This is a genomic window from Shewanella sp. FJAT-51649 (assembly GCF_019457435.1).
GTDB lineage: Bacteria > Pseudomonadota > Gammaproteobacteria > Enterobacterales > Shewanellaceae > Shewanella > Shewanella mangrovisoli.
Map to the genome: position 1 here is coordinate 1,163,585 of NZ_CP080411.1, position 19,127 is coordinate 1,182,711.

At 49.8% G+C, this 19,127-nt stretch carries 25 protein-coding genes; 21 read left to right on the plus strand and 4 right to left on the minus strand.

Annotated elements, in window-relative coordinates; translation table 11 throughout:
• The first annotated feature begins 7 nt into the window (after positions 1-7).
• The 16 genes from K0H59_RS05195 (at position 8) to K0H59_RS05270 (ending at position 10,664) form a co-directional block, all read left to right on the plus strand.
• Positions 8-538 (plus strand): phage tail protein, encoded by a 531-nt coding sequence (locus K0H59_RS05195; protein WP_220054876.1) that lies wholly within the window; start codon positions 8-10, stop codon positions 536-538.
• Positions 539-718: 180 nt separating this feature from the next.
• Entirely contained in the window at positions 719-913 is a 195-nt protein-coding gene (locus K0H59_RS05200) for a hypothetical protein (RefSeq protein WP_220054877.1), read from the plus strand.
• Entirely contained in the window at positions 910-1,215 is a 306-nt protein-coding gene (locus tag K0H59_RS05205) for a hypothetical protein (protein WP_220054878.1), read from the plus strand. Before K0H59_RS05200 ends, K0H59_RS05205 begins: the two co-directional genes overlap by 4 nt.
• A 3-nt stretch (positions 1,216-1,218) precedes the next feature.
• Positions 1,219-1,872 carry a hypothetical protein gene (locus tag K0H59_RS05210; RefSeq protein ID WP_220054879.1) on the plus strand — a complete coding sequence of 218 codons (654 nt, stop codon included), beginning with the start codon at positions 1,219-1,221 and terminating at the stop codon, positions 1,870-1,872.
• Between the two features lie 11 nt (positions 1,873-1,883).
• Positions 1,884-2,483 (plus strand): hypothetical protein, encoded by a 600-nt coding sequence (locus K0H59_RS05215; RefSeq protein WP_220054880.1) that lies wholly within the window; start codon positions 1,884-1,886, stop codon positions 2,481-2,483.
• A 9-nt stretch (positions 2,484-2,492) separates the two neighbouring features.
• Complete coding sequence (locus K0H59_RS05220) at positions 2,493-2,801, plus strand: tail fiber assembly protein (RefSeq protein WP_220054881.1); 309 nt, start codon at positions 2,493-2,495, stop codon at positions 2,799-2,801.
• Positions 2,802-2,875: 74 nt separating this feature from the next.
• Complete coding sequence (locus tag K0H59_RS05225) at positions 2,876-3,070, plus strand: hypothetical protein (RefSeq protein WP_220054882.1); 195 nt, start codon at positions 2,876-2,878, stop codon at positions 3,068-3,070.
• Complete coding sequence (locus K0H59_RS05230; protein ID WP_220054883.1) at positions 3,070-4,239, plus strand: phage tail protein; 1,170 nt, start codon at positions 3,070-3,072, stop codon at positions 4,237-4,239. Before K0H59_RS05225 ends, K0H59_RS05230 begins: the two co-directional genes overlap by 1 nt.
• The gene (locus K0H59_RS05235; protein WP_220054884.1) at positions 4,239-4,745 is read left to right on the plus strand and encodes a phage major tail tube protein; all 507 of its coding nucleotides are present in this window, start codon (positions 4,239-4,241) and stop codon (positions 4,743-4,745) included. The genes K0H59_RS05230 and K0H59_RS05235 overlap by 1 nt, the downstream gene beginning before the upstream one ends.
• 69 nt (positions 4,746-4,814) lie before the next feature.
• Positions 4,815-5,381: a phage tail assembly protein gene (locus tag K0H59_RS05240; RefSeq protein WP_220054885.1), complete on the plus strand. Its 567-nt coding sequence runs from the start codon at positions 4,815-4,817 to the stop codon at positions 5,379-5,381.
• A 122-nt stretch (positions 5,382-5,503) separates the two neighbouring features.
• Complete coding sequence (locus K0H59_RS21325) at positions 5,504-8,335, plus strand: phage tail tape measure protein (RefSeq protein ID WP_220054886.1); 2,832 nt, start codon at positions 5,504-5,506, stop codon at positions 8,333-8,335.
• On the plus strand, positions 8,332-8,730 hold the full coding sequence (locus K0H59_RS05250) for a phage tail protein (RefSeq protein WP_220054887.1): 399 nt from the start codon (positions 8,332-8,334) through the stop codon (positions 8,728-8,730). Before K0H59_RS21325 ends, K0H59_RS05250 begins: the two co-directional genes overlap by 4 nt.
• Positions 8,708-8,917, plus strand: coding sequence for a tail protein X (locus tag K0H59_RS05255; protein WP_220054888.1), 210 nt, complete (start codon positions 8,708-8,710; stop codon positions 8,915-8,917). Before K0H59_RS05250 ends, K0H59_RS05255 begins: the two co-directional genes overlap by 23 nt.
• Positions 8,908-9,918 carry a contractile injection system protein, VgrG/Pvc8 family gene (locus K0H59_RS05260; protein ID WP_220054889.1) on the plus strand — a complete coding sequence of 337 codons (1,011 nt, stop codon included), beginning with the start codon at positions 8,908-8,910 and terminating at the stop codon, positions 9,916-9,918. Before K0H59_RS05255 ends, K0H59_RS05260 begins: the two co-directional genes overlap by 10 nt.
• A gap of 148 nt (positions 9,919-10,066) precedes the next feature.
• Positions 10,067-10,258 carry a hypothetical protein gene (locus tag K0H59_RS05265; protein WP_220054890.1) on the plus strand — a complete coding sequence of 64 codons (192 nt, stop codon included), beginning with the start codon at positions 10,067-10,069 and terminating at the stop codon, positions 10,256-10,258.
• A complete protein-coding gene (locus tag K0H59_RS05270; protein WP_220054891.1) occupies positions 10,203-10,664 on the plus strand; it encodes a hypothetical protein in 462 nt (153 codons plus the stop codon). Before K0H59_RS05265 ends, K0H59_RS05270 begins: the two co-directional genes overlap by 56 nt.
• 67 nt (positions 10,665-10,731) lie before the next feature.
• Here K0H59_RS05270 and K0H59_RS05275 read toward each other — a convergent pair whose 3' ends face one another.
• Positions 10,732-11,313, minus strand: coding sequence for a Rha family transcriptional regulator (locus K0H59_RS05275; RefSeq protein WP_220054892.1), 582 nt, complete (start codon positions 11,311-11,313; stop codon positions 10,732-10,734).
• A gap of 648 nt (positions 11,314-11,961) precedes the next feature.
• On the opposite strand from K0H59_RS05275, the gene K0H59_RS05280 reads away from it, so the two are divergent.
• The 3 genes from K0H59_RS05280 (at position 11,962) to K0H59_RS05290 (ending at position 15,680) form a co-directional block, all read left to right on the plus strand.
• Positions 11,962-12,252 carry a hypothetical protein gene (locus K0H59_RS05280; RefSeq protein ID WP_041412562.1) on the plus strand — a complete coding sequence of 97 codons (291 nt, stop codon included), beginning with the start codon at positions 11,962-11,964 and terminating at the stop codon, positions 12,250-12,252.
• A 61-nt stretch (positions 12,253-12,313) separates the two neighbouring features.
• On the plus strand, positions 12,314-14,485 hold the full coding sequence (locus K0H59_RS05285) for a TonB-dependent siderophore receptor (RefSeq protein ID WP_220054893.1): 2,172 nt from the start codon (positions 12,314-12,316) through the stop codon (positions 14,483-14,485).
• Entirely contained in the window at positions 14,475-15,680 is a 1,206-nt protein-coding gene (locus K0H59_RS05290) for a DUF1624 domain-containing protein (RefSeq protein ID WP_220054894.1), read from the plus strand. Before K0H59_RS05285 ends, K0H59_RS05290 begins: the two co-directional genes overlap by 11 nt.
• 84 nt (positions 15,681-15,764) lie before the next feature.
• Here K0H59_RS05290 and dpsA read toward each other — a convergent pair whose 3' ends face one another.
• A complete protein-coding gene (gene dpsA / locus K0H59_RS05295) occupies positions 15,765-16,232 on the minus strand; it encodes a DNA starvation/stationary phase protection protein DpsA (RefSeq protein ID WP_011621773.1) in 468 nt (155 codons plus the stop codon).
• 228 nt (positions 16,233-16,460) lie between these two features.
• Here dpsA and K0H59_RS05300 point away from each other — a divergent pair, with 228 nt between their 5' ends.
• Entirely contained in the window at positions 16,461-16,811 is a 351-nt protein-coding gene (locus tag K0H59_RS05300; protein ID WP_220054895.1) for a DNA polymerase III subunit psi, read from the plus strand.
• 95 nt (positions 16,812-16,906) lie between these two features.
• Complete coding sequence (gene rimI / locus K0H59_RS05305; protein ID WP_220055556.1) at positions 16,907-17,359, plus strand: ribosomal protein S18-alanine N-acetyltransferase; 453 nt, start codon at positions 16,907-16,909, stop codon at positions 17,357-17,359.
• Between the two features lie 68 nt (positions 17,360-17,427).
• Here rimI and lipA read toward each other — a convergent pair whose 3' ends face one another.
• Both lipA and lipB read right to left on the minus strand, forming a co-directional pair.
• Complete coding sequence (gene lipA, locus K0H59_RS05310; protein ID WP_088210896.1) at positions 17,428-18,393, minus strand: lipoyl synthase; 966 nt, start codon at positions 18,391-18,393, stop codon at positions 17,428-17,430.
• The gene (lipB, locus tag K0H59_RS05315; protein WP_088211133.1) at positions 18,390-19,043 is read right to left on the minus strand and encodes a lipoyl(octanoyl) transferase LipB; all 654 of its coding nucleotides are present in this window, start codon (positions 19,041-19,043) and stop codon (positions 18,390-18,392) included. Before lipB ends, lipA begins: the two co-directional genes overlap by 4 nt.
• Positions 19,044-19,127: the final 84 nt, after the last annotated feature.

Consider the following 19,127-nt stretch of genomic DNA (forward strand, 5'->3'; position numbering starts at 1 on the left):
TAATCAGATGACCGACCAACTCAAATTAGTTATTACCCGTAAGGGCTTGGAAGAATGTATTGGCGCTAAGTCCAAAGGGATTAAAGCTGAACTCAAATGGGTGTCAGCAGGTGACAGAGCTTACACCCCAAATCCAGAACAGACCACGCTGCAGAACGAAATTCAGCGGGTTGAGTTTGGCGAATATAAGGATGGCGCCGGCGCCACTTTGCAAGCTACAGCCAAGTTCAGTGGTCCCCAGGAATATTCTATTAGGGAATTAGGGTTCTGGTTGGCTTCAGGTACATTGTTCGGGGTGATCTCTTCCCCTGGCACAACGCTGAACTACAAGCCAAAGGACGGCCACTGTATTCAACCTATCACCTTGGACTTGAGTGCCTTACCCAGTAACACCGTGACCGTGGTTGTTGGCACCGAAAACCTCAACATCCTCATTGATGAGGAGTTTACCAAGATGGCCATCGCCCAGGTAGACACCATGCACCGCCAAATCAAGCAGGAGTTTCGTCTGCTGGAATTGGAAAAGAAACATGCCTAAGGGGGGCGTATGGACGAACAAGAGCTGCCCCTTGTCACAGGCACGACCTTCGATTTCGAGCTGACTTGGGAAACGGAGGACGAAAGGGGCATTTTACAGCCGGTGGATATTACAGGTTGCAGCGTTACTCTGCAGGTGCGTAGTTCATCCAGTAATGCCTTACTGGTTAGTTGTACAAGTATGGCTGGTGACATTACTGTTACCGAGCCTACCAAGGGCCGTATGGCCATACATATCAGCCCAGAGAAAACCGCCAGTCAGCAGGCTGATGAATGGCAGGATGCGCACTGGGAAGTGCGGGTCACCTTCCCAAGTGGTGATGCCTACAGCCTGGTGCGCGGTTGGGCGCGGTTGACGGTGGGTGCAGTGCAATGAATAACCTCAACCGAATAACGCTGCGCCATACTGTTCGCCAAGTAGTGAGAATGGATATCGGTGGCAATCAGGTCACCATTAAGCATCTTAGCCGGCCACGGCTTAATGTTGTATCTATCGGCGTTCAAGGGCCTGTCGGCACCGTGGCAGAAAGCGTGTTGACCATGGCGCAGCAGGCACAGCATGCCGCTACCTTGGCAAGCGAAAAAGCCGAGCAGGTAAGTCAAGCGCAGTTGGGTATGGTTAGCGGCATGAGCCTAACACTGGATCATTATATTGGCGCCATTGGCGCCCAGGAGTAACGGATGTCAGAACCTCAAACGCCAATAGACATCATGCTGAGTAAACTCAGTCAGCTGCTTGGCACAATTGACGGCAAGCTGCGCAACAAGCTCAGTAAATCCGGTGGCACCATTGATTATCTGACGGTAACCAATCGCCTAGCCGCCACCGCCGATTACGCTCATGTGCTTAAGGTTGCAAGACTGTTTAGCCTGACGGGTGATGCATCAGGCCAAGTCAGTTTCGACGGCAGTGGTGATGTGGAAATTACCATCAATATAGCTGAGCTGGCCAACAAGGCTGATAAGGGTGTGACTTACACCAAGGATGAGGTTAACCAGCTTATCCAGAACCTTATCGGTTTGGCGCCGGCTGAGTTGGATACTATCTACGAGCTGGCCGCTGCGCTTAAGGGCAACCAGGACAGCATCGGTACCATCATTACCACGCTGGCCGCTAAGGCCAATAGTGCTGATGTATACGACAAAATAGCCGCCGATGCTAGGTATCTGGCAAAAGGCGCTAAGGCAGCCGATGCCGCTTTGTTAGATGGTAAAGCGGCAGCGTTCTACGCCAAACAAACCGGACTAGATAGCACGAATCAGGAACTCAGTAGCCTGATAACCCAATTAACCGCCGCTTTTGATAACGGCACTAATTTAATTAACAGCGTATAAAAGGAGCACCTATGAGTACGCAAGAAACAGCGGCGCTAATTGAATCGGTCAATCAGATGACCGCCACAGTGGCCGGTAAGATGGGACAGATTGATCAGCGAATGACTAATGCTGAATCTGATTTGAATACTTGGAAGGCAACAACATCTTATGTTCAACAGTATTATGTTGCTGCCGCTGACGGTTATGCAGAATCAGATAAAAACACAGGCGAGTACCATTTGATTCAGTTATATCGAGTAAAGAACTCGACGTCTGCGTTAAATCCGTGGATTCATTTTGGTTTCACAGGTATTAACAATGTTGGGTCTGCGACATTCTGTTCGTTGGCACAGACTCATGCTTATTACACTGGCCAATCAGCAATGTTTGCAAAGCGTGGGTCTGGTGATATTAAGTTCTTTACTGACCGTAAAGCCGTTTATGATGCACCAGTGTATATTGCTATTAAAAACACATCATGGAATAACGCCAATATTTCCGCATATATAGCCAGTTATATGGCGCTAAACGTGGAGTCATTGGGAAGTGTTAATCTAGCAACATGGCAAGGTGATAACCCAACGGTCGAAGAAATCGAGCTGATTGATATTGCAGCGGCAGTTGTATAAGGAATGAGTATGTTTAAAACTGAGTTTTATAAAGGGGTTGAATATCATTTCCCTGAACATTATGTAACTGCCGAAAATTTTATTTCAGCGGAGCCGCAGTATAAAGTTAATCCTGATGTGGTGTTAGAGCAAAAATGGGAGGCTGTACGGATTAAACGAAACAAGCTGATTCAAGCAACAGACTGGACTCAAGTTGCTGACTCTCCTTTGTCTGAATCAAAGAAAGCCGAGTTCGCCGAATACCGCCAATCCTTGCGCGATTTGCCGCAATCAACGGATAACCCAGACGAAATTGTCTGGCCAGTAAAACCAGAATAACTAACCGCCTAAAGGCGGTTTTTTTATCCCTATAACCCGGCCATGTTGCCGGGTTATTTATTTCAGGAGGCCATATGGCACCCCAGAAAGCCCAGGCTAATCCGCGCCAGAAGTATCAGGTGTTGGAAGCCTATCAGTGTCCGAATAAGAAGCACTGGCACCAAGTCGGTACCGTGCTTGAGTTGCTGCCATGTGAGGCAGATTTTCTATTACTGTCAGGCAAGATTGGCGTTGCCAAGGCTGACAAATCCACTAAAGGAGATAACTAATGCCTGAGATTCCATCGTTTGTGCATAACGGGATCAGCATTGAGCGTCAATCCGCGCCGCCACCAATGGGACCTTTGGGTAGCATTGTTCTTGGCTTGGTCGGTACTGCGCCAGATGCAGATCCTTTACTGCCTAAGAACAGCCCTATTCGAGTGGCTAATCCAGGTGATGCAGCCAAGTTGGATGTTGCCGGTACCGAGCGCGGAACGTTGTGGCGTTCATGCTATGAGATCCTCTGCTTAGTATCTGTTCCAATTTATGTGGTGATCGTCGACGAAGGTCTTGATGCTGCCGCTGCAACTAACAACATCATCGGAAGAATAGATGCTGCAACTGGACAGCGTACAGGTATCGAAGCCTTGCCAGATTGTCAGGAAACACCTACCCATATTGCGGCCCCTGGCTTCAATACTAAGCCGGTAGCTGATGCACTGGCAGCCATGGGTAAGCGCCTGTTTGCTATTCCTGTGGGGGATGGTCCAAACACTAACGACCAAGCGGCGGTGACTTACTCGCAGTCATTGGGTGGTGAAGGCACCGGCTACGAGTCTTTCTATCTAGTCGATCCACAAGTGGCGGTTTACAGCCAAGCGGCCAAAGGTAACGTGTACTTTTCTGGCGCCGCCGTGGCGTTGTCTTGCTTTGCCAGGGTTCGAGCTTGGGAGAGTCCAGCCAAGGGCGGCATGGGGGCGTTAATCCAAGGCACGGCTCGTACCATTGATTACAACATCATGGACAAATCAACAAATGGTGATTTGTTGAATAAAAACGGCGTTTCTTATTTTGCGCGAACATCAATGGGCGGCTTCTCGCTTATTGGCAACCGCTGCGTGATGGGGCGCTTTGTGTCACAGGTCGGGCTTGAGTATGCGATTGTGCGCAAGCTGGCTAAAACCGCGCAGAGTGCCATGGGGCGCAATCTCAGTAAGAGCTTTATGGAGCAGGAGATTACTAAGCTGAACTACTGGCTCAAGTCGCTGCAGGCCGATGAGACAGTGATGGGCGCCCAAGTGTATCTGCACCCCACGCTGAATACGGTAGACAATTACCGCAACGGCGAGTGGCATATTGCGATCAAGTACCATGGCTTTGCCCCTAACGAGCACATGGTGTACCACTTAATTGAGGATGTCGGCATTGTCGAGTCCTTCCTAGAAGGAGTTCTGTAATGGGTGGACAACGCTCACGTATTACCCGCGCAGGCATGATTAACGGTCAGCCGTTGATTAAAGAACTGGAAGAGTTTACCGCACCAGAAATCAAGAAGGCCATGCAAGACACCCGGGGCGGCTCGTTCATCCCTGGGCAAATCATGGTCGGCTTGGAAAAGATGAACAGTAAGATCAAGGTCAAGGGTGCTAACCAGGAGCTGCTAGCTGCGTTTGGTCTTTCCGCTGGTGAAGTTTGCCAAGTGGATGTGAAGGAATCGCACCAGGATGAAGATGGCAATAAGTTTGCGATCGTCTACAGCCTGACCGGTGAAGTTATTTCTGTCACTGAATCACCAAGCAAGATGGGAGAGTTGCCCGATTCTGAGTTGGAAATGGCCGTCAGTGCTTACAAGAAAACCGAAAATGGCAAGTTGATCTACGAGATTGACCGCAACGCGCAGATTTTGAATCTGGGTAAAGGCGATCTCATGGTTGAGCATCGTCGCAATATCGGCATGGCATAATTTTTCTTCGCTGCTACGCACAGGCCCCTCCATTTAGGAGTGGGCCTTTTTTCATTTTGGGAGTTTGAAATGTTTGAACCTAAAACGCATCAACTGGTATGGCCGATTGAAGACGACAAGAAACAACCGCTTAATTCGGTCCCAGTGAAATTACTGACCATGGGTCAGCACCGAGAAATGAGCAAGGTCAATAAAGGCAAAGATACCGACCTGCTCCGTGCCTGCATCTGTTCCAGTACCGGCTTGACGTTGAGCGAATTAAAACGCCTTGTTACGCCAGACTATACCAGCCTGCAGGAGCAAGTATTGGAGCTTATGCACATGAGCGCCGCCCAGCTTATTGAAGGATTCGACTCATCTGCTGAGCCGGTGTTGTTGGTGCCGTTCCAAGGTGACGATGGCCAGGATAAAACCGGCTATACGCTTCGCCCACCGACAGTGGCCACGACCGACTTAATGGACACGCACAAGGATGAATGGGACCGAACCCTGTTTATCAGTTCCAGTTGCTCAGGTTTCAGCCGTGAAGAGTTGGAGCGCCTTTCGCTGCCTGACTGGAATTTACTGCAGGAGCGCCTGATTGATTTTTTGGAAAAACCGGCGGACTTCTTTCGCCAAAAGATGTTGAAGTCCTAACGGATGTTATTCCCCTGGTTTACCACGTATCCCCAGGGGAGGTTTTAGGTTGGCGCATTGACGAAGCTATGCGCCGCTATCACTTGGCGGCCGCAAAGCTGGGGATAAAGAAGGGGTAAGCCGTGGGAGAAACCAACCAAAAAACATCGATCATCTTATCGGCGGTAAACCGTTTTAGCGGCCCAACCGATGATGCGACCAAGAGTGTCGGCAAGCTGCGAAGCGCAGCCACTGAGACAAGCGCTAAGCTCAAGGAACTGGGTGATAAGCAAAAGCTGATCGCCCGTTTCAAGAGCTTGTCTGAACAGCTGGACATAACCCAATCCAAGCTCGCTGACGCCAAAATTGAAACCAAACTATTGCAGCAGTCAGAACAGTCTGCAATTGCCACGTTGAACCAGCACAGCACAGCATTAAAATCGGCTGAAAGTCAGGTAGAAAAACTGACTTTATCCTATGGCGCTGAATCGGCAGAAGTGGCTAAGGCCCGTAAGGAAGTAGGCCGTCTCACTCAGGCCAAGAAGGATGCCGAGCAGGCGCTGAAAAAAGAGCGCCTGGCATTGAAATCGGCAGAGCAATCCACGGCTAAGTTAACCACTGCCTATGGTCGCCAGGCTCAAGAGCTTGGTGGCTTACGCCGTGACCTGGGAGCAGCAGGGCTCAAGGTTAACGCCTTAGGCGCGGAAGAGTTACGCCTAGCCAAACAAACCACGGCAGCGAACAAGGCGCTCGAGCAGCAATCGGCGAAGCTGAAACACATTCAGACCCTACAAGGCCGCATCGATGCCAGAAATGCCCAGAAGGGTGAGCTGGTTGGTCAGGCCGTTGGAGTGGCGGCTGCCGCTGCACCTATGGTGATGGCGGGTAAGCGTTCGATTGAGTACGAGAGCAAGTTTGCCGATGTAAAGAAAGTCGTCAACTTTTCAAGTGAGAAGGAAGAAGCCGATTACCGCCGCCAGATGATGAAGATGGCCGGTGACTTGGGTGTGAAGCAAGACGGCATTGCCGATATAGTCACGGCTGCAGGCCAGTCTGGTATCGAGAAAGACCAACTGCTGCAGTTCGCAGAATCGGCCACCAAAATGAGCGTGGCATGGGACGTATCTGCTGAAGAGGCGGGTTCTACGTTAGCAACGTGGCGAGCGGCTATGGGCCTCACCCAGAAGAACGCCCTCGACTTAGCTGACGCGACCAACTATCTCAGCAACAACATGAACGCCAAGGCGAAAGACATTGCTGCTGTGATGGTTCGTCAGGGTTCTACCGCCATGGGTGCCGGTTTCAGTTACAACGATACCGCCGCATTGTCTGCCAGTTTGATCGCCGGTGGTGCCACGGAAGAAACAGCGGCCACTGCCCTGAAAAATATCTCAGGTGCGCTGACTGCTGGCTATTCAGCTACCGGAAGTCAGAAAGAGGCACTTGGCAAGTTGGGCTTAGACCCAGAAGAACTCGCTAGCGCCATGCAGCAAGATGCCAAGGGTACCTTGTTAGGCGTATTACGCGAGTTGCAGGACGTTTCCGCTGATGAACGTGGTGCGGTCATATCGCAGCTGTTTGGCTCTGAAATCAAGGGTGCCGTGTCCAAGTTGGTCACGACCTTGGATGATGACAAGAATGGCTTGATTGCTGCCTTTGGGCGGGTTGCTAAAGAAGCTGACCGCGCCGGCAGCGTCAATGACGAATATGCAAACCGTTCTAAAACACGGGAACATTTACTTGCGCAGCTCAGTGGCAAGTTTGATCGCATGGTGATCACTCTTGGTGATCGTATGCTCCCCGTACTCGATGCTGTGGTGCCGCCACTGATGACAGTGGTGGATGCGGTATCAGACTTTGCCGAGGCAAACCCTAAGCTGGCTACAGGCCTGCTTGGCGTGGCTGCTGCCATTGCGGTAGTAAAAGCCGGCGCCATTGCATTTAAGCTGGCCAAGCTGACCATGGGCAATGGCCTTGACCGCTTCAAATTGGGCAAGACCAAACTCTCCAGTTCTACCGATGAAACAACCACAAGCGCCAACAGAGCATCTAGGGCGCTGGATAGGCTTAATCGTAAGCTTGGCAGTCTAGGCGCTGGTTTAGGCGGCTATGGCCGCCAGGGGCGAACTAGGCGAGGTGCCGCACGTCCGAGTGGCCGTCTTGGTCGTATGCGTGGAGGTGCTAGCCGTTTAGCCGGTGGCATAGGGGACCTGCTTGGTGGCTTTATGCCAGAACCTGCTATGGCGGGGTCTAATGTACCAGGTCGTCGCCCTGGTCGGGCTGGTAGGTTTGGTCGCATGGCAGGATTACTTGGTGGTGGTGCTGCTTTGTCTATGGTTTCTGGCTCTGCTTCTGCCGGAGAGTTAGCCATGGCGGGTGCAGATATAGCCGGTGCGGCGGGTAGCGTTATGGATATGCTACCTGCAGGTGGTGCTTTATTGAAAGGTGCCGGGAAGATCTTCAAACCAGCGGATATTTTACTGCAAGGGGCTAGCTTAGCGTCTGCCATATCTGGCGGTGATGCTAAGCAGATAGGTGGCACTGCCGGGGATATGGTCGGCGGTATGGGCGGAGCAGCTGCTGGCGCTATGGCCGGTGCGGCATTAGGTTCTGTTGTGCCTATTGTTGGTACTGCTATCGGGGGGATCATTGGTTCCATTGTTGGCGGTTTAGGTGGTGGGGCCGTGGGAGAGTGGGCTGGCACTAAGATAGGCGGCTGGTTCAGTGAGGATAAAACCGACCAACCCGCGCCGGCTGCCGTGGCTCAACAAACCAAGCAACTCGAACAGTCTAACAAGACCATCACCTTCTCACCGACTATTCAGATCACGCCTTCTGGCAATCCTGCCTATGACCGTGATGTGGGTAACGAACTGATGGCCAGAATGAAGGCTGAGCTTAGCCCTATGCTGTTGGGCAATAGTGATGTATCAGCCAGGGCAGATGGCAGCTTGTCAGATAGGAGCGACACATGAGACAGATGATGTCATTAGGAGGGTTTGTCTTCTCGCTTAGCGAGGGGACGCCCTATGAGGGGCTGCAACGTACCAGTGATGGGGGATGGGTAACTGTTCCCAGGTACGGCCAAAAACCTATCAGTCAAAACACTGGCCAAGCGTTGGAAAATATCAGTGTTACGGGTACCTGGTTCCGTGGCGAAGGTATGAGCAATATGGACAAGCTCAGAGCACTCCAAGCTAAGCGAGCGCCTTTGGTGCTGACTGATGGCTATGGGCGCAATTTGGGGCTGTGGACAGTCAAGCGCCTGCAGGAGAAGCAAGACCGAATCATCGATGACGGCACCGCTTTTGTTGTGGGTTTTACCATAGAACTGGAGGAGTATGCCGGTGAGTACAATACGCAGTCGTGATGGTGATTCTGTGGCCCTGATTTTGTGGCAACAGCTGCAGCGAGATGATGATGAAGCCGAAGAGGCGCTGTATCAACTCAATCCTGGTTTGGAGCAGTACGGCCCTATCTTGCCAGCAGGGATAGAGGTGAAGTTGCCTGAGCTTGCCGCAAAAACGCCGGATAAGGTGGTGAACGTATGGGATTAGGATTTATTCCCAAGGTGTCAGTTCGTGGCCCGGGTGCTGCCATTATCAATGACCGGCTAATTTCTTGGGAGCGAGTGGACGCCTCAGGCATCCAGTCTGACCAAATTACTCTGACGGTGGACACAGCCGGCCAAACTGGTATGCCCAAAGAGGGCGCAACATTGGGGTGGTCTGAGGGGTATGACGGCAAGTTGGTTGATAAGGGTGAGTTTAAGATCACCCGCATCATCCCTCGACTGTTCCCGCCGACCGTTACCATCGTGGCCACGGCAGCGCCGTTTCAGATCGATGACAAAACCCGCTTCAAGGAACGTCGAACACGCTCATTTGATAACGTGACATTAGCAGAGTTGTTTCGCCAGGTGGTTAGCGCCCATGGGTTCAGTCCCCGGGTGGCGCCCGAGTTCGAGGGCATCACTCTGGCACACGTTGACCAAGTTGACGAAACAGACAGTGCTTTTTTAACTCGGCTGGCTAAGGAGCGAGATGCCGTGGCCAAGCCGGTGAATGAGCTGTATGTGCTGGCTAAGCGTGGGCAGGTTAAGACCATCACTGGGCAGACTATCCCGCCCGTAGTGGTTTGTGTTCCTGGTAATAATGATCCCAATGATGCTGGTAAATTTATCAACTGTCAGTTGGACAAACCTAGCCGAACTAATTTCAGCGGTGTTAAAGCGAAATGGATGGACAACGCCACTGGGCAAGAGCATGAAGTCTTCGATGGTGCAGAACCGTTTAAGAAGCTACGCCAGGCATACGAAAGCGCTGAGACTGCGCAACATGCATGCCGTGCTGAACTGACAAAGGTTAACCGGCACGGTTCCAGTGTCAGGCTCGACTTACCAGGTGATCCTTACTTGGTTGCCGAGGGCCTGCTGACTCTTAATGACTCGTTCCCGCCAGAAATGGCCGGTGATTGGTCTATTGATAAGGTCACAGCCCGGGGTGATAGCAAAGGCGGCTACCGTTGTTCGGTCGTGGCCACACAACCTTCCAAATAACTCAAAATGTGTGAATTGTGCATTATGTTTGGATTATGCATTATGTGTTAATTGTGTGGAACAAACATTACCTGTATACTTATCGCACAAAGAGTCCATTTGAATGTTGGATTCCCGGTTTGTGTTACATTCCCTAGAGGAAATTATTATGGTTACTAAGGTCAATAAAAGTAATAAATTGCGCCAAGCACAATTTAACCTTGACCGTGGTGATAATGCTGCGGATGTTGCAATCAAAGGCGACAACGTGGAAGAAATAGCAGCTTTTTTCATGGATATGTTTAGTGGCAGTAACGAAAAGACCAATATCGCAAGTCAAAATCAACACGCTTTTTCATGAAATATCTTTGCAATATAGCATTGATCCGAAAGCATATTCTTATGAATTGGCTTTGTTAGTAGAAACTTGGAAAAAGGATAAGTTTGTTGGTGTTTACACTGCTCCGACAAGTGGCAAGCCTACCCTAGTTAAGCCTAGTGAAAATGATGGTAATAATAAGTTTATATACCAGTATTGTGATTTGTTTCACGGGCGTATTGTAGCGGGTGCAATTGATCCTTTAGTTGTAGTTAAGTTTTCTCCAGATCCTGACTCACCAGGTGAAGAGTACGTATCGCTGCGTTTCTTAGCGGATCATGCTCAATTATTTGGGGAAAAGTTCGAAAAATCGAATCGTGCACTTATGAATAAAATTCGAGATGCCGTCGATGCAAGCATTAAGCAAGGTGATGCGAAAGAGCTTTAATTTATAATATGAATTGATGATAAGGGGAGCCTTTTGGCTCCCCTCTCTATTTCTATAGCCTTAACGGTTATCTTGCTTGTTTGAGCCTAATTTCTGCAAGACGGGCAAAGCTGGCGATGCGCTCGTTCGTGGCATCATTAATCGCAATCAACTGCTCCAGCGATAAAAAGCCTGGTTCCTGAATGATTAATGCCAAACGGTCGCGCTTAGTCACCAAGTGATCATCATCCAGTGGCTGCGCCGACACTATCTTGCCTCCCTCCCACGTAAATACCATCCGATTACGCTCAAACGGGCTTTGGGTGCGAGTCACCATCCGCTGCATCTCATTAAAGGCATTGATATAGGCTTCTTTAATCTCTGCGGCCCGCTTGCCAGTGAATCCCATTACTAGAAAGATAAAACCATCTTTGGTCATTTGGTAAGAGTCGTATTGATTCCCTCTATGCTCGAACTGAACCCGCGAAAAGTTGCGGGTTAAAAAATCAGCAGAACATTCGAGGTTATTTATTTTCTGGCAAACGTGATGATGTTGCTTCCCGAAATACTCAGCTACTTTGAGAGAGTTAGTTACTAGCTGATTATTCTTAGTGATAAAAACTAGATCGGAAGCTTTTGCGGATGTAATTGTGGTGCTGAGTGTGGTCATAAATATGACTCCTATGTGTTTTTAGTAGTTAACCGCTGCCAGTTAGTAGCTGGCAGCCGGGTGTCAACTAGAGCCACATAGAGCTCCGGGCCTATTTCCCTTGCGGGTCTTGTATTAACGCCTCTCCACCCGGCCATAAAAATGGCTAGGGTTTTATGCCATAAAACAGGCACAAAAAAACCGCGAGGCTATCGGGTGCGGCTGGCCGCTATGTGTTCTAGTACAGCGGACTATAGCCTTTTCACCTGTGTTACACAATATTTATGACCTACCTGATAAGTAAATTGTGTAGCCTGCGCTTGAATTTACAGTCAATTTAACTGCGTAAACTGTTGTAATTATCTTTTTAAGCCTTAATAAAATCAGTTGGTTATAGAGCCAATCAGAAAAATGATATTTCAACAAAGCATGGCAACAAATTGTTTTTACTGTTTTTAATATCCCCCTCCAAAACCGATGGTTGCGGGTTCGAGTCCTGCCACCCCTGCCAAATAAAACAACGGCTTGCATAGAAATATGCGAGCCGTTTTATTTTGCGCGCGATAAAATTTCCCAGCGCATTTGCTTACATTTGTTAAGTAAAGGTATTTGCAACTTTCGTAGTGTCTAACATACAATCGCAAGCCCTTTGGTTTGAGGATGTATGGTTTGAGCTCTGTGATGCAAACAAGGCGCAGATTAGCACTATGGCTTGCAGCCATCTTAGTGTTGCTGTCTGTTGCGTTTGCGGTGCACAGTGTTTCCCACCTCAATGATGATGCCAAGGCCCACTGCGCGCTGTGTTTGCATCAGCATCAATTGCAGCATGCCCTCTCATACTCTCCTTTAGATTTTCAAGTGGCTCAACAGGGTGTTATCTCGGTTGAGTTTGATGTTATTTCCTTTAAGACGCCATTTAGGCGCCACTTCCATAGCCGCGCGCCGCCGCTAACAGCCTAACTCCTGCTTTTTTATCTATTTCTCTTATTTTTCGAGCGCCTTGGCTTAACTAAGGTGCCCGATGCTGTTTATTTTTGGAGTAAAAATGGCTGTTTATGTGAGCCACAAGCGCTCGGCATTAGTGCTGGGCGTGGCGTTATTGGCGTTGGATGCGAGTGTTCCCCTATTGGCCGCCGAGGTTGTGCCAACGGATACCGCTGGACTTAATGACGATATCGAGCGTTTAAGTATTCATTATCGTCAGGCCTACCGCGGCAATGTGCCGGCGACTGAGTTACCTCAGGCCATCACTGTGCTGGATGAGCAACTGATTAAAGATACTGGGCTGACGCGTTTTCAAGACTTATTGGATTATTCCGCTAGTATCGCCCGGCAAAATAACGGTGGTGGGCTGTGGGATAGCTTTTCGTTACGGGGCTTTCCTGGGAATGAAAACATGCCATCGGGCTATTTAATCAATGGTTTTAATGGTGGCCGAGGTTTTAGCGGTCACAGAGACCTATCGAATGTGGCCTATGTGGAAATCCTCAAAGGCCCGGGCTCGGCGCTTTATGGACGCTCGGAGCCCGGCGGTACTGTGAATATAGTGACTAAAAAGCCGCAGTACGAGGCGCAGGGCTATTTAAAAGCCTCCGCGGGGAGTTTTGATCAATATCGGTTAGAAGGGGATTTTACCTCGGGGCTGACCGATACCTTGGCCTTTAGGATCAATGGCGCTTGGCAGGAGCATGACAGTTTTCGCGATTACGTGTTTAGCGATAAAAAGATCGTCACACCATCGCTGCGCTGGCAACTGTCGGATAAGTCATCACTCCTGTATGAGGTTGAATATCTTAAACAAGAACAGTTATTTGACCGTGGTGTAGTAGTGCTCGATAACGATTTTAATACCGTGTCCCGTTCGCGTTACTTGGGCGAGCCCAATGATGGGCCAACAAAAGTGGATGCTACTGGGCATCAGCTTACCTATGAGTATGAATTGAGTGAGGATTGGTCGCTTACCGCGGGTTATAACTATCGCGATTCGAGTCTGAATGGCTACTCATCGGATGCAGAATTAGCAAAGGGACGTCAATCCTTATATGACGATGGCCGTACTCTGACGCGGCAGCATCGCTATCGAGATTACGCCTCTGAAGACCATTCAGTGCGGGCCGAACTCAGCGGTCAGTTTGATACTGGCAGCCTAAGACACAATCTGCTGCTCGGGACAGATGCCTATCATTATCGACTAAAAACGGGACTCTACCGTTATCGAGGCCAGAAGGGCGCCTATGCTATCGATATTTTTGCGCCTCAGTATGGCGCGGCTCAGCCCGAGGTCAGTCTGCTGTATGAAAACCGAGAGACTCAAGATGCCTGGGGCGCCTATTTACAGGATCAATTAGAGTTAACCGAGCACTGGAAATTGCATTTAGGGTTAAGGTTTGACCGTTATTCCCAAGAAATCGCAGAGAGGGTGAACGCGAGTCTGTCGGAACAAAACGATCACAGAGTTAGTCCGAAAGTCGGATTAGTGTATCAATGGTCTGAGGCGTTAAGTGTTTATGGCTCCTATTCGGAAGGATTTTTACCGCTTTCAGGCACTGATTATGCGGGTAATCCCTTCGAGCCCGAGGAAAGCAAATCCGTCGAGTTGGGAGTTAAGTTCAACAGCACTTGGTTTGAGCGACCCGTCAATGGCAGTGTGGCTTGGTTTGATGCGCAAAAGAGCAATATCTTGACCTCAGATCCCGTCAATGTCGGCTTTTCGGCGACCCTTGGCGAAGCCAAGAGCACGGGGATTGAATTGGATGTCGCGGCCGAGTTGACCGAGAGCTTACAAGCGACCTTGTCCTATGCCTACCTGAATACCCGCACGGCGAACGACAGCCTGAATCTGGATTGGGGCGTGTTAATTCCGACGGGAAGCCCACTGGTCAATGTGCCAAAACACACGGGCAGTGTCATTCTCAAGCAGGACTTAAATGATCTTTCTATCGACGGTCATTTAGGGTTGAGTTGGCGTTATGTGGACTCACGCTTGGGCGATTCGGCCGATCCGAGTTTTCAATTACCGAGTTATCAGCTGCTTGGAATGTTCTTCACAACTCGGCTTGGTGAAAACCTAAGTCTCGCGCTCAATGTCGATAACCTGCTGGATGAGCACTATATCGCCAGCAGTTACTCGGCGCTGTGGGCCGTACCTGGTGAGCCACGTAACGTTAAAGTGAGTGTTAGCTATGAATTCTAATACCACAGTGGCACCCGAGGCTTCGACTGTTGCGCCTAAGCTGCAGGGGCGTCAGCGAATCAATAGCATCGACATGATGCGCGGCTTAGTGATGCTGATTATGTTGCTAGACCATGTGCGGGAGCGGTTTTTCCTGCATATGCAGGTGAGTGACCCAATGGATTTAAGTACTACAAACTGGGCGCTGTTTGTCAGCCGTTTTGCGGCGCACTTTTGTGCGCCAGTCTTCGTCTTTTTAACTGGGGTATCGGCTTGGCTTTATGCCAATCGTGGCTATGGCGAACCGCGCTCTGCGCGCGAGTTTTTAATCAAGCGCGGATTATTCTTAATCGCCCTTGAGGTGCTGGTGATTAATTTCTCATGGATGGGCAATTATCACACCCTGTGGTTGCAGGTGATTTGGGTGATAGGGCTGAGCATGTTGGCCCTTGCGGCATTAATCAACCTCCCTAGGTTGTGGATGGCATTACTCGGGCTATTGATTATCTTTGGCCATAACCTATTGTCGCCTATTCATTTTACGCCAGACGAGTGGGGCTATAGTCTGTGGACGATATTGCATGATCGAGGTTATTTGATTGCCGAGGGCGAGCTTAAGCTGAAGATTAGTTACCCAGCGCTACCATGGATTGGCGTGATTCTATTGGGCTATGTAGCAGGCCCCGTCTTTGGCCGAGGGGGAGATACGTGGCAGCGTCAGCAAAAATTGATATTGCTAGGGCTTGGCTGCGCTCTGCTGTTTGGCTTGCTGCGTGGGTTCAATCTCTACGGCGAGACGCTACCTTGGCAGTTTGGCGATACCTTAGGCCAAACCTTAATGTCGGTATTTAACTTAACTAAGTATCCGCCATCCCTCAGTTTTTTGTTGGTAACCTTGGGCGGAATGTTCTATGGCTTAGTGGTGTTTGAGCGCTATTTTGCTACAGGCAGTGTATTAGGTTGGATGGGGCAGAGGTTAGCTGTGTTTGGCTCAGTGCCTATGTTTTTCTATATCTTGCACTTATATATGCTGCTGTTGCTGTATTCGCTGGCTAAATGGGGATTTGGAGCAAACCATGGCGAGCTTTTTGGCGTAGCGCATATGGGGTGGGTATGGCTAATAAGCTTAGTCTTGATCCCCTTGCTCTATTACCCCGTACGCTGGTTTAGCCGTTACAAAGGACAGAGTCAGCAGGCTTGGCTTAAGTATCTCTAAATTGGTTTTAGTATCGATAAATGCCCAATAAAAATGGCCGAGCGCGTGACTGCTCGGCCATTTGGCTTGGGGATGATGAAAGGGTTATTCGCTTAATAAGCTACGTAACATCCACGCATTTTTCTCATGGAGTTGAATACGCTGGGTGAGTAAATCTGCCGTTGCCTCATCGTTGGCTTGACTAACCAAGGGATAGAGCGCTCGAGCGTTTCTGATCACCACTTCTTGGTCGCTTAACAGTTCACGGATCATGGTTTCTGCTTTAGTGACACCTTGATCTTCACGGATTTCGGTCAACTTGGCATAGGCCGAATAGGAACCTAATGCCCTTGCGCCTAATGCGCGCACTCGCTCGGCGATTAAATCGACGGCTAAGGCAAGCTCGGTATATTGCTGTTCAAACAATAAGTGCAAGCTAGTGAACATGGGGCCTGTGACGTTCCAGTGGAAGCTGTGGGTCTTAAGGTAAAGGCTGTAGCTGTCGGCCAATAACTGATTTAACCCAGCGGCGATTTCTTCTCTGTGACTCTGGTTGATGCCGATGTTAATCATGGAAATACCTCCTATTGTCCTACTCAATGGGGATAGCTTATCAAATGAGCTAAACATCTAAAGCGGTTAAAATAGATTCTATGAATCGAATTTACAGATTAATCATTACAGCTTAATTGGGATTTTGGGATGGATTTACATGGAGACCTGCGTCGTGACAATAACATTCGGCCTATTTAGCTGGTATCCTTATGCGGTGTCAGTGCCTAATGAAACCCCAATAACCCCATGAATAAATCAGCCTATTTAGCCGCAATGGAGATTACTCCCTGGCAGCTTCGTGATACTCAAGTGCGACCTTATCAAGTGGTTTGGGATGCAGACGAGATGACGCCCGCCGCCGAGCCTTTACTCGAAACCGTGCTCGGATTAATCGGCATCAGTAAGGACGACTGTGAGTTCAACACTGAGCCACATAAGGGCAAAACCATAGTCTGGGATTTACGCCGCCACAGGGTTAGGCCCAGAGTGGCTTGGTTAGTGTCAGATCCTTTAGCGGACTTGCTGTCTCGCAGTGAGGCAAAGCGTGCCTTGTGGGCCCAGATCTGCCAGTGGCGTGAGCAGCAATTAACGGCTTAAGTCTCTATTGGTCGCCCTGTATACATTATCGTGAGTTACCTTTTAATTTGGATTTTCCCGTGAGTCATCAAGTTCTTAAGACCCTTAGTGAATCGTTGCAAATTGTGCTCCTGACGCCAACGGATGTAAGCCAAATAGCACGCATTGAAGCGAGTGCCCATTCCCATCCTATGAGTGAGAATAATCTTGCCGATTGTTTTGGCCACTTGTACCGCGTCCTTGGATTAATGCAACGCGATGGCGAGTTACTCGGCTTTGCGATTGTGCAGCAGATTGTCGATGAGGCCACGCTGCTGGATATTTGTTTGCCGCCAGCGCAACAAGGGCGAGGTTATGGGCATCTGCTACTCACGGCGGTTATCGACTGCGCTAAGGCTGCCAAGGCGGTGGTGCTGATGCTGGAGGTTCGCGAATCAAACCTTGCGGCGCGCGCGCTCTATCAGAAGCGGGGCTTTGTCGAAACCGGTCGTCGCAAAGGCTATTACCCTTTGGCTGATGGCAAAGAAGATGCAATTTTGATGGATTTAGCCTTAAGCGAAACGGCTTAAGGTTTTAGAAGAAGATAAAAAAAACAGCGCATTAGCGCTGTTTTTCTATGGGATTAATAAAGCGAAGATTACTTCACTTCTTTACCTTGAGCTTGCAGGTCGGCATGGTAGCTTGAACGCACTAATGGACCACAGGCGGCGTGAGTAAAGCCAAGCTCATCGGCAAGGACTTTAAGCTCATCGAACTCGGCTGGTGACACGTAACGCTCAACCGGCAGGTGGAACTTAGACGGTTGCAGATATTGACCTAAGGTCAACATTTCTACCTTGTGCTCACGTAAATCACGCAGCACTTGGGCGATTTCTTCGTTGGTTTCACCTAGACCCATCATCAGTCCCGATTTTGTCGGCACGTTGGGGTGTCGCTCTTTAAAGCGCTTCAGTAGGTCGAGTGACCATTGATAGTTCGCCCCCGGACGCGCTTTGCGGTAATGCATAGGCGCAGTTTCGAGGTTGTGATTGAACACATCAGGCGGCTCGGTCGACAGAATGTCGAGGGCGGCATCTATACGACCACGGAAATCGGGCACTAAGATCTCAATCTTAATTTCAGGATTGAGTTTACGGATCTCACGGATACAGTCAGCAAAGTGCTGTGCACCGCCATCACGCAGGTCATCGCGGTCAACAGAGGTGATGACCACGTATTTCAGCTTCATATCGCGAATGGTTTGCGCCAGTTTGACCGGCTCATCGCTATCAGGTTTCAATGGACGGCCATGGGCTACGTCGCAGAATGGGCAGCGGCGAGTACAAATTGCGCCCAAAATCATAAAGGTCGCGGTGCCGTGGTTAAAGCATTCTGCCAAGTTAGGGCAGGAGGCTTCTTCACAGACCGAGTGCAGACCGTTCGAACGTAATGCTTGCTTGATCTCGAGAATGCGTTGGTTAGAAGCGGGCAGTTTGACCCTTAACCAATCGGGTTTGCGTAACATGGTTTCGCGCTCAGAGGGCACGATTTTAACCGGAATGCGCGAGACCTTATCGGCATCTCTTAATTTGACTCCGGGTTGTAAACGTTCAGGCCTATTCATGACGCTGCTAATCCTTGATGATGAACTAGTTGTTGGTAGCCCAATAGTTGGCTAAGGGTAATTATGAGTTGGTCGCCTGCTTCTATCACGGTTTGTGGGCCGCCGAGTTCCTTGCATTGCACCATTTCAAGCCCGGCATAACCGCAAGGGTTAATGCGGCGAAACGGCGCCAGATCCATATCGACATTCAGTGCTAAGCCGTGGAAGGAGCAGCCTTTACGAATGCGCAGCCCTAAAGAGGCGACTTTGCGCTCATCCACATACACGCCCGGCGCATCGGCCTTGGCGTAGGCATTGATATCGTATTTGGCGAGCATATCGATAATGCTTTGCTCGATATGGGTCACTAGCTGACGGACGCCAATCTTGCTGCGTTTAATATCGAGGAGAGGGTAGACAACTAATTGTCCCGGCCCGTGGTATGTCACTTGGCCGCCACGATCCACTTGGATCACGGGAATATCACCCGGATTCAAAATATGTTCGCTTTTACCTGCTTGGCCTTGGGTAAATACGGCTGGATGTTCAACGATCCACAGCTCGTCTGGGCTATCGCCGTTACGAGTGTCGGTGTAATGCTGCATCGCATGCCACACAGACTCGTAATCCTGTTGTCCCAGATGCCGAATATGCAAAGTGGTGTCTTGCAAGGGCAACCTCTCCCCTAGAATTGAGTGGCGCTATTATACGCCTCTTGACCATAAATGTAAGACAGATCACATTTCATGGCCTTG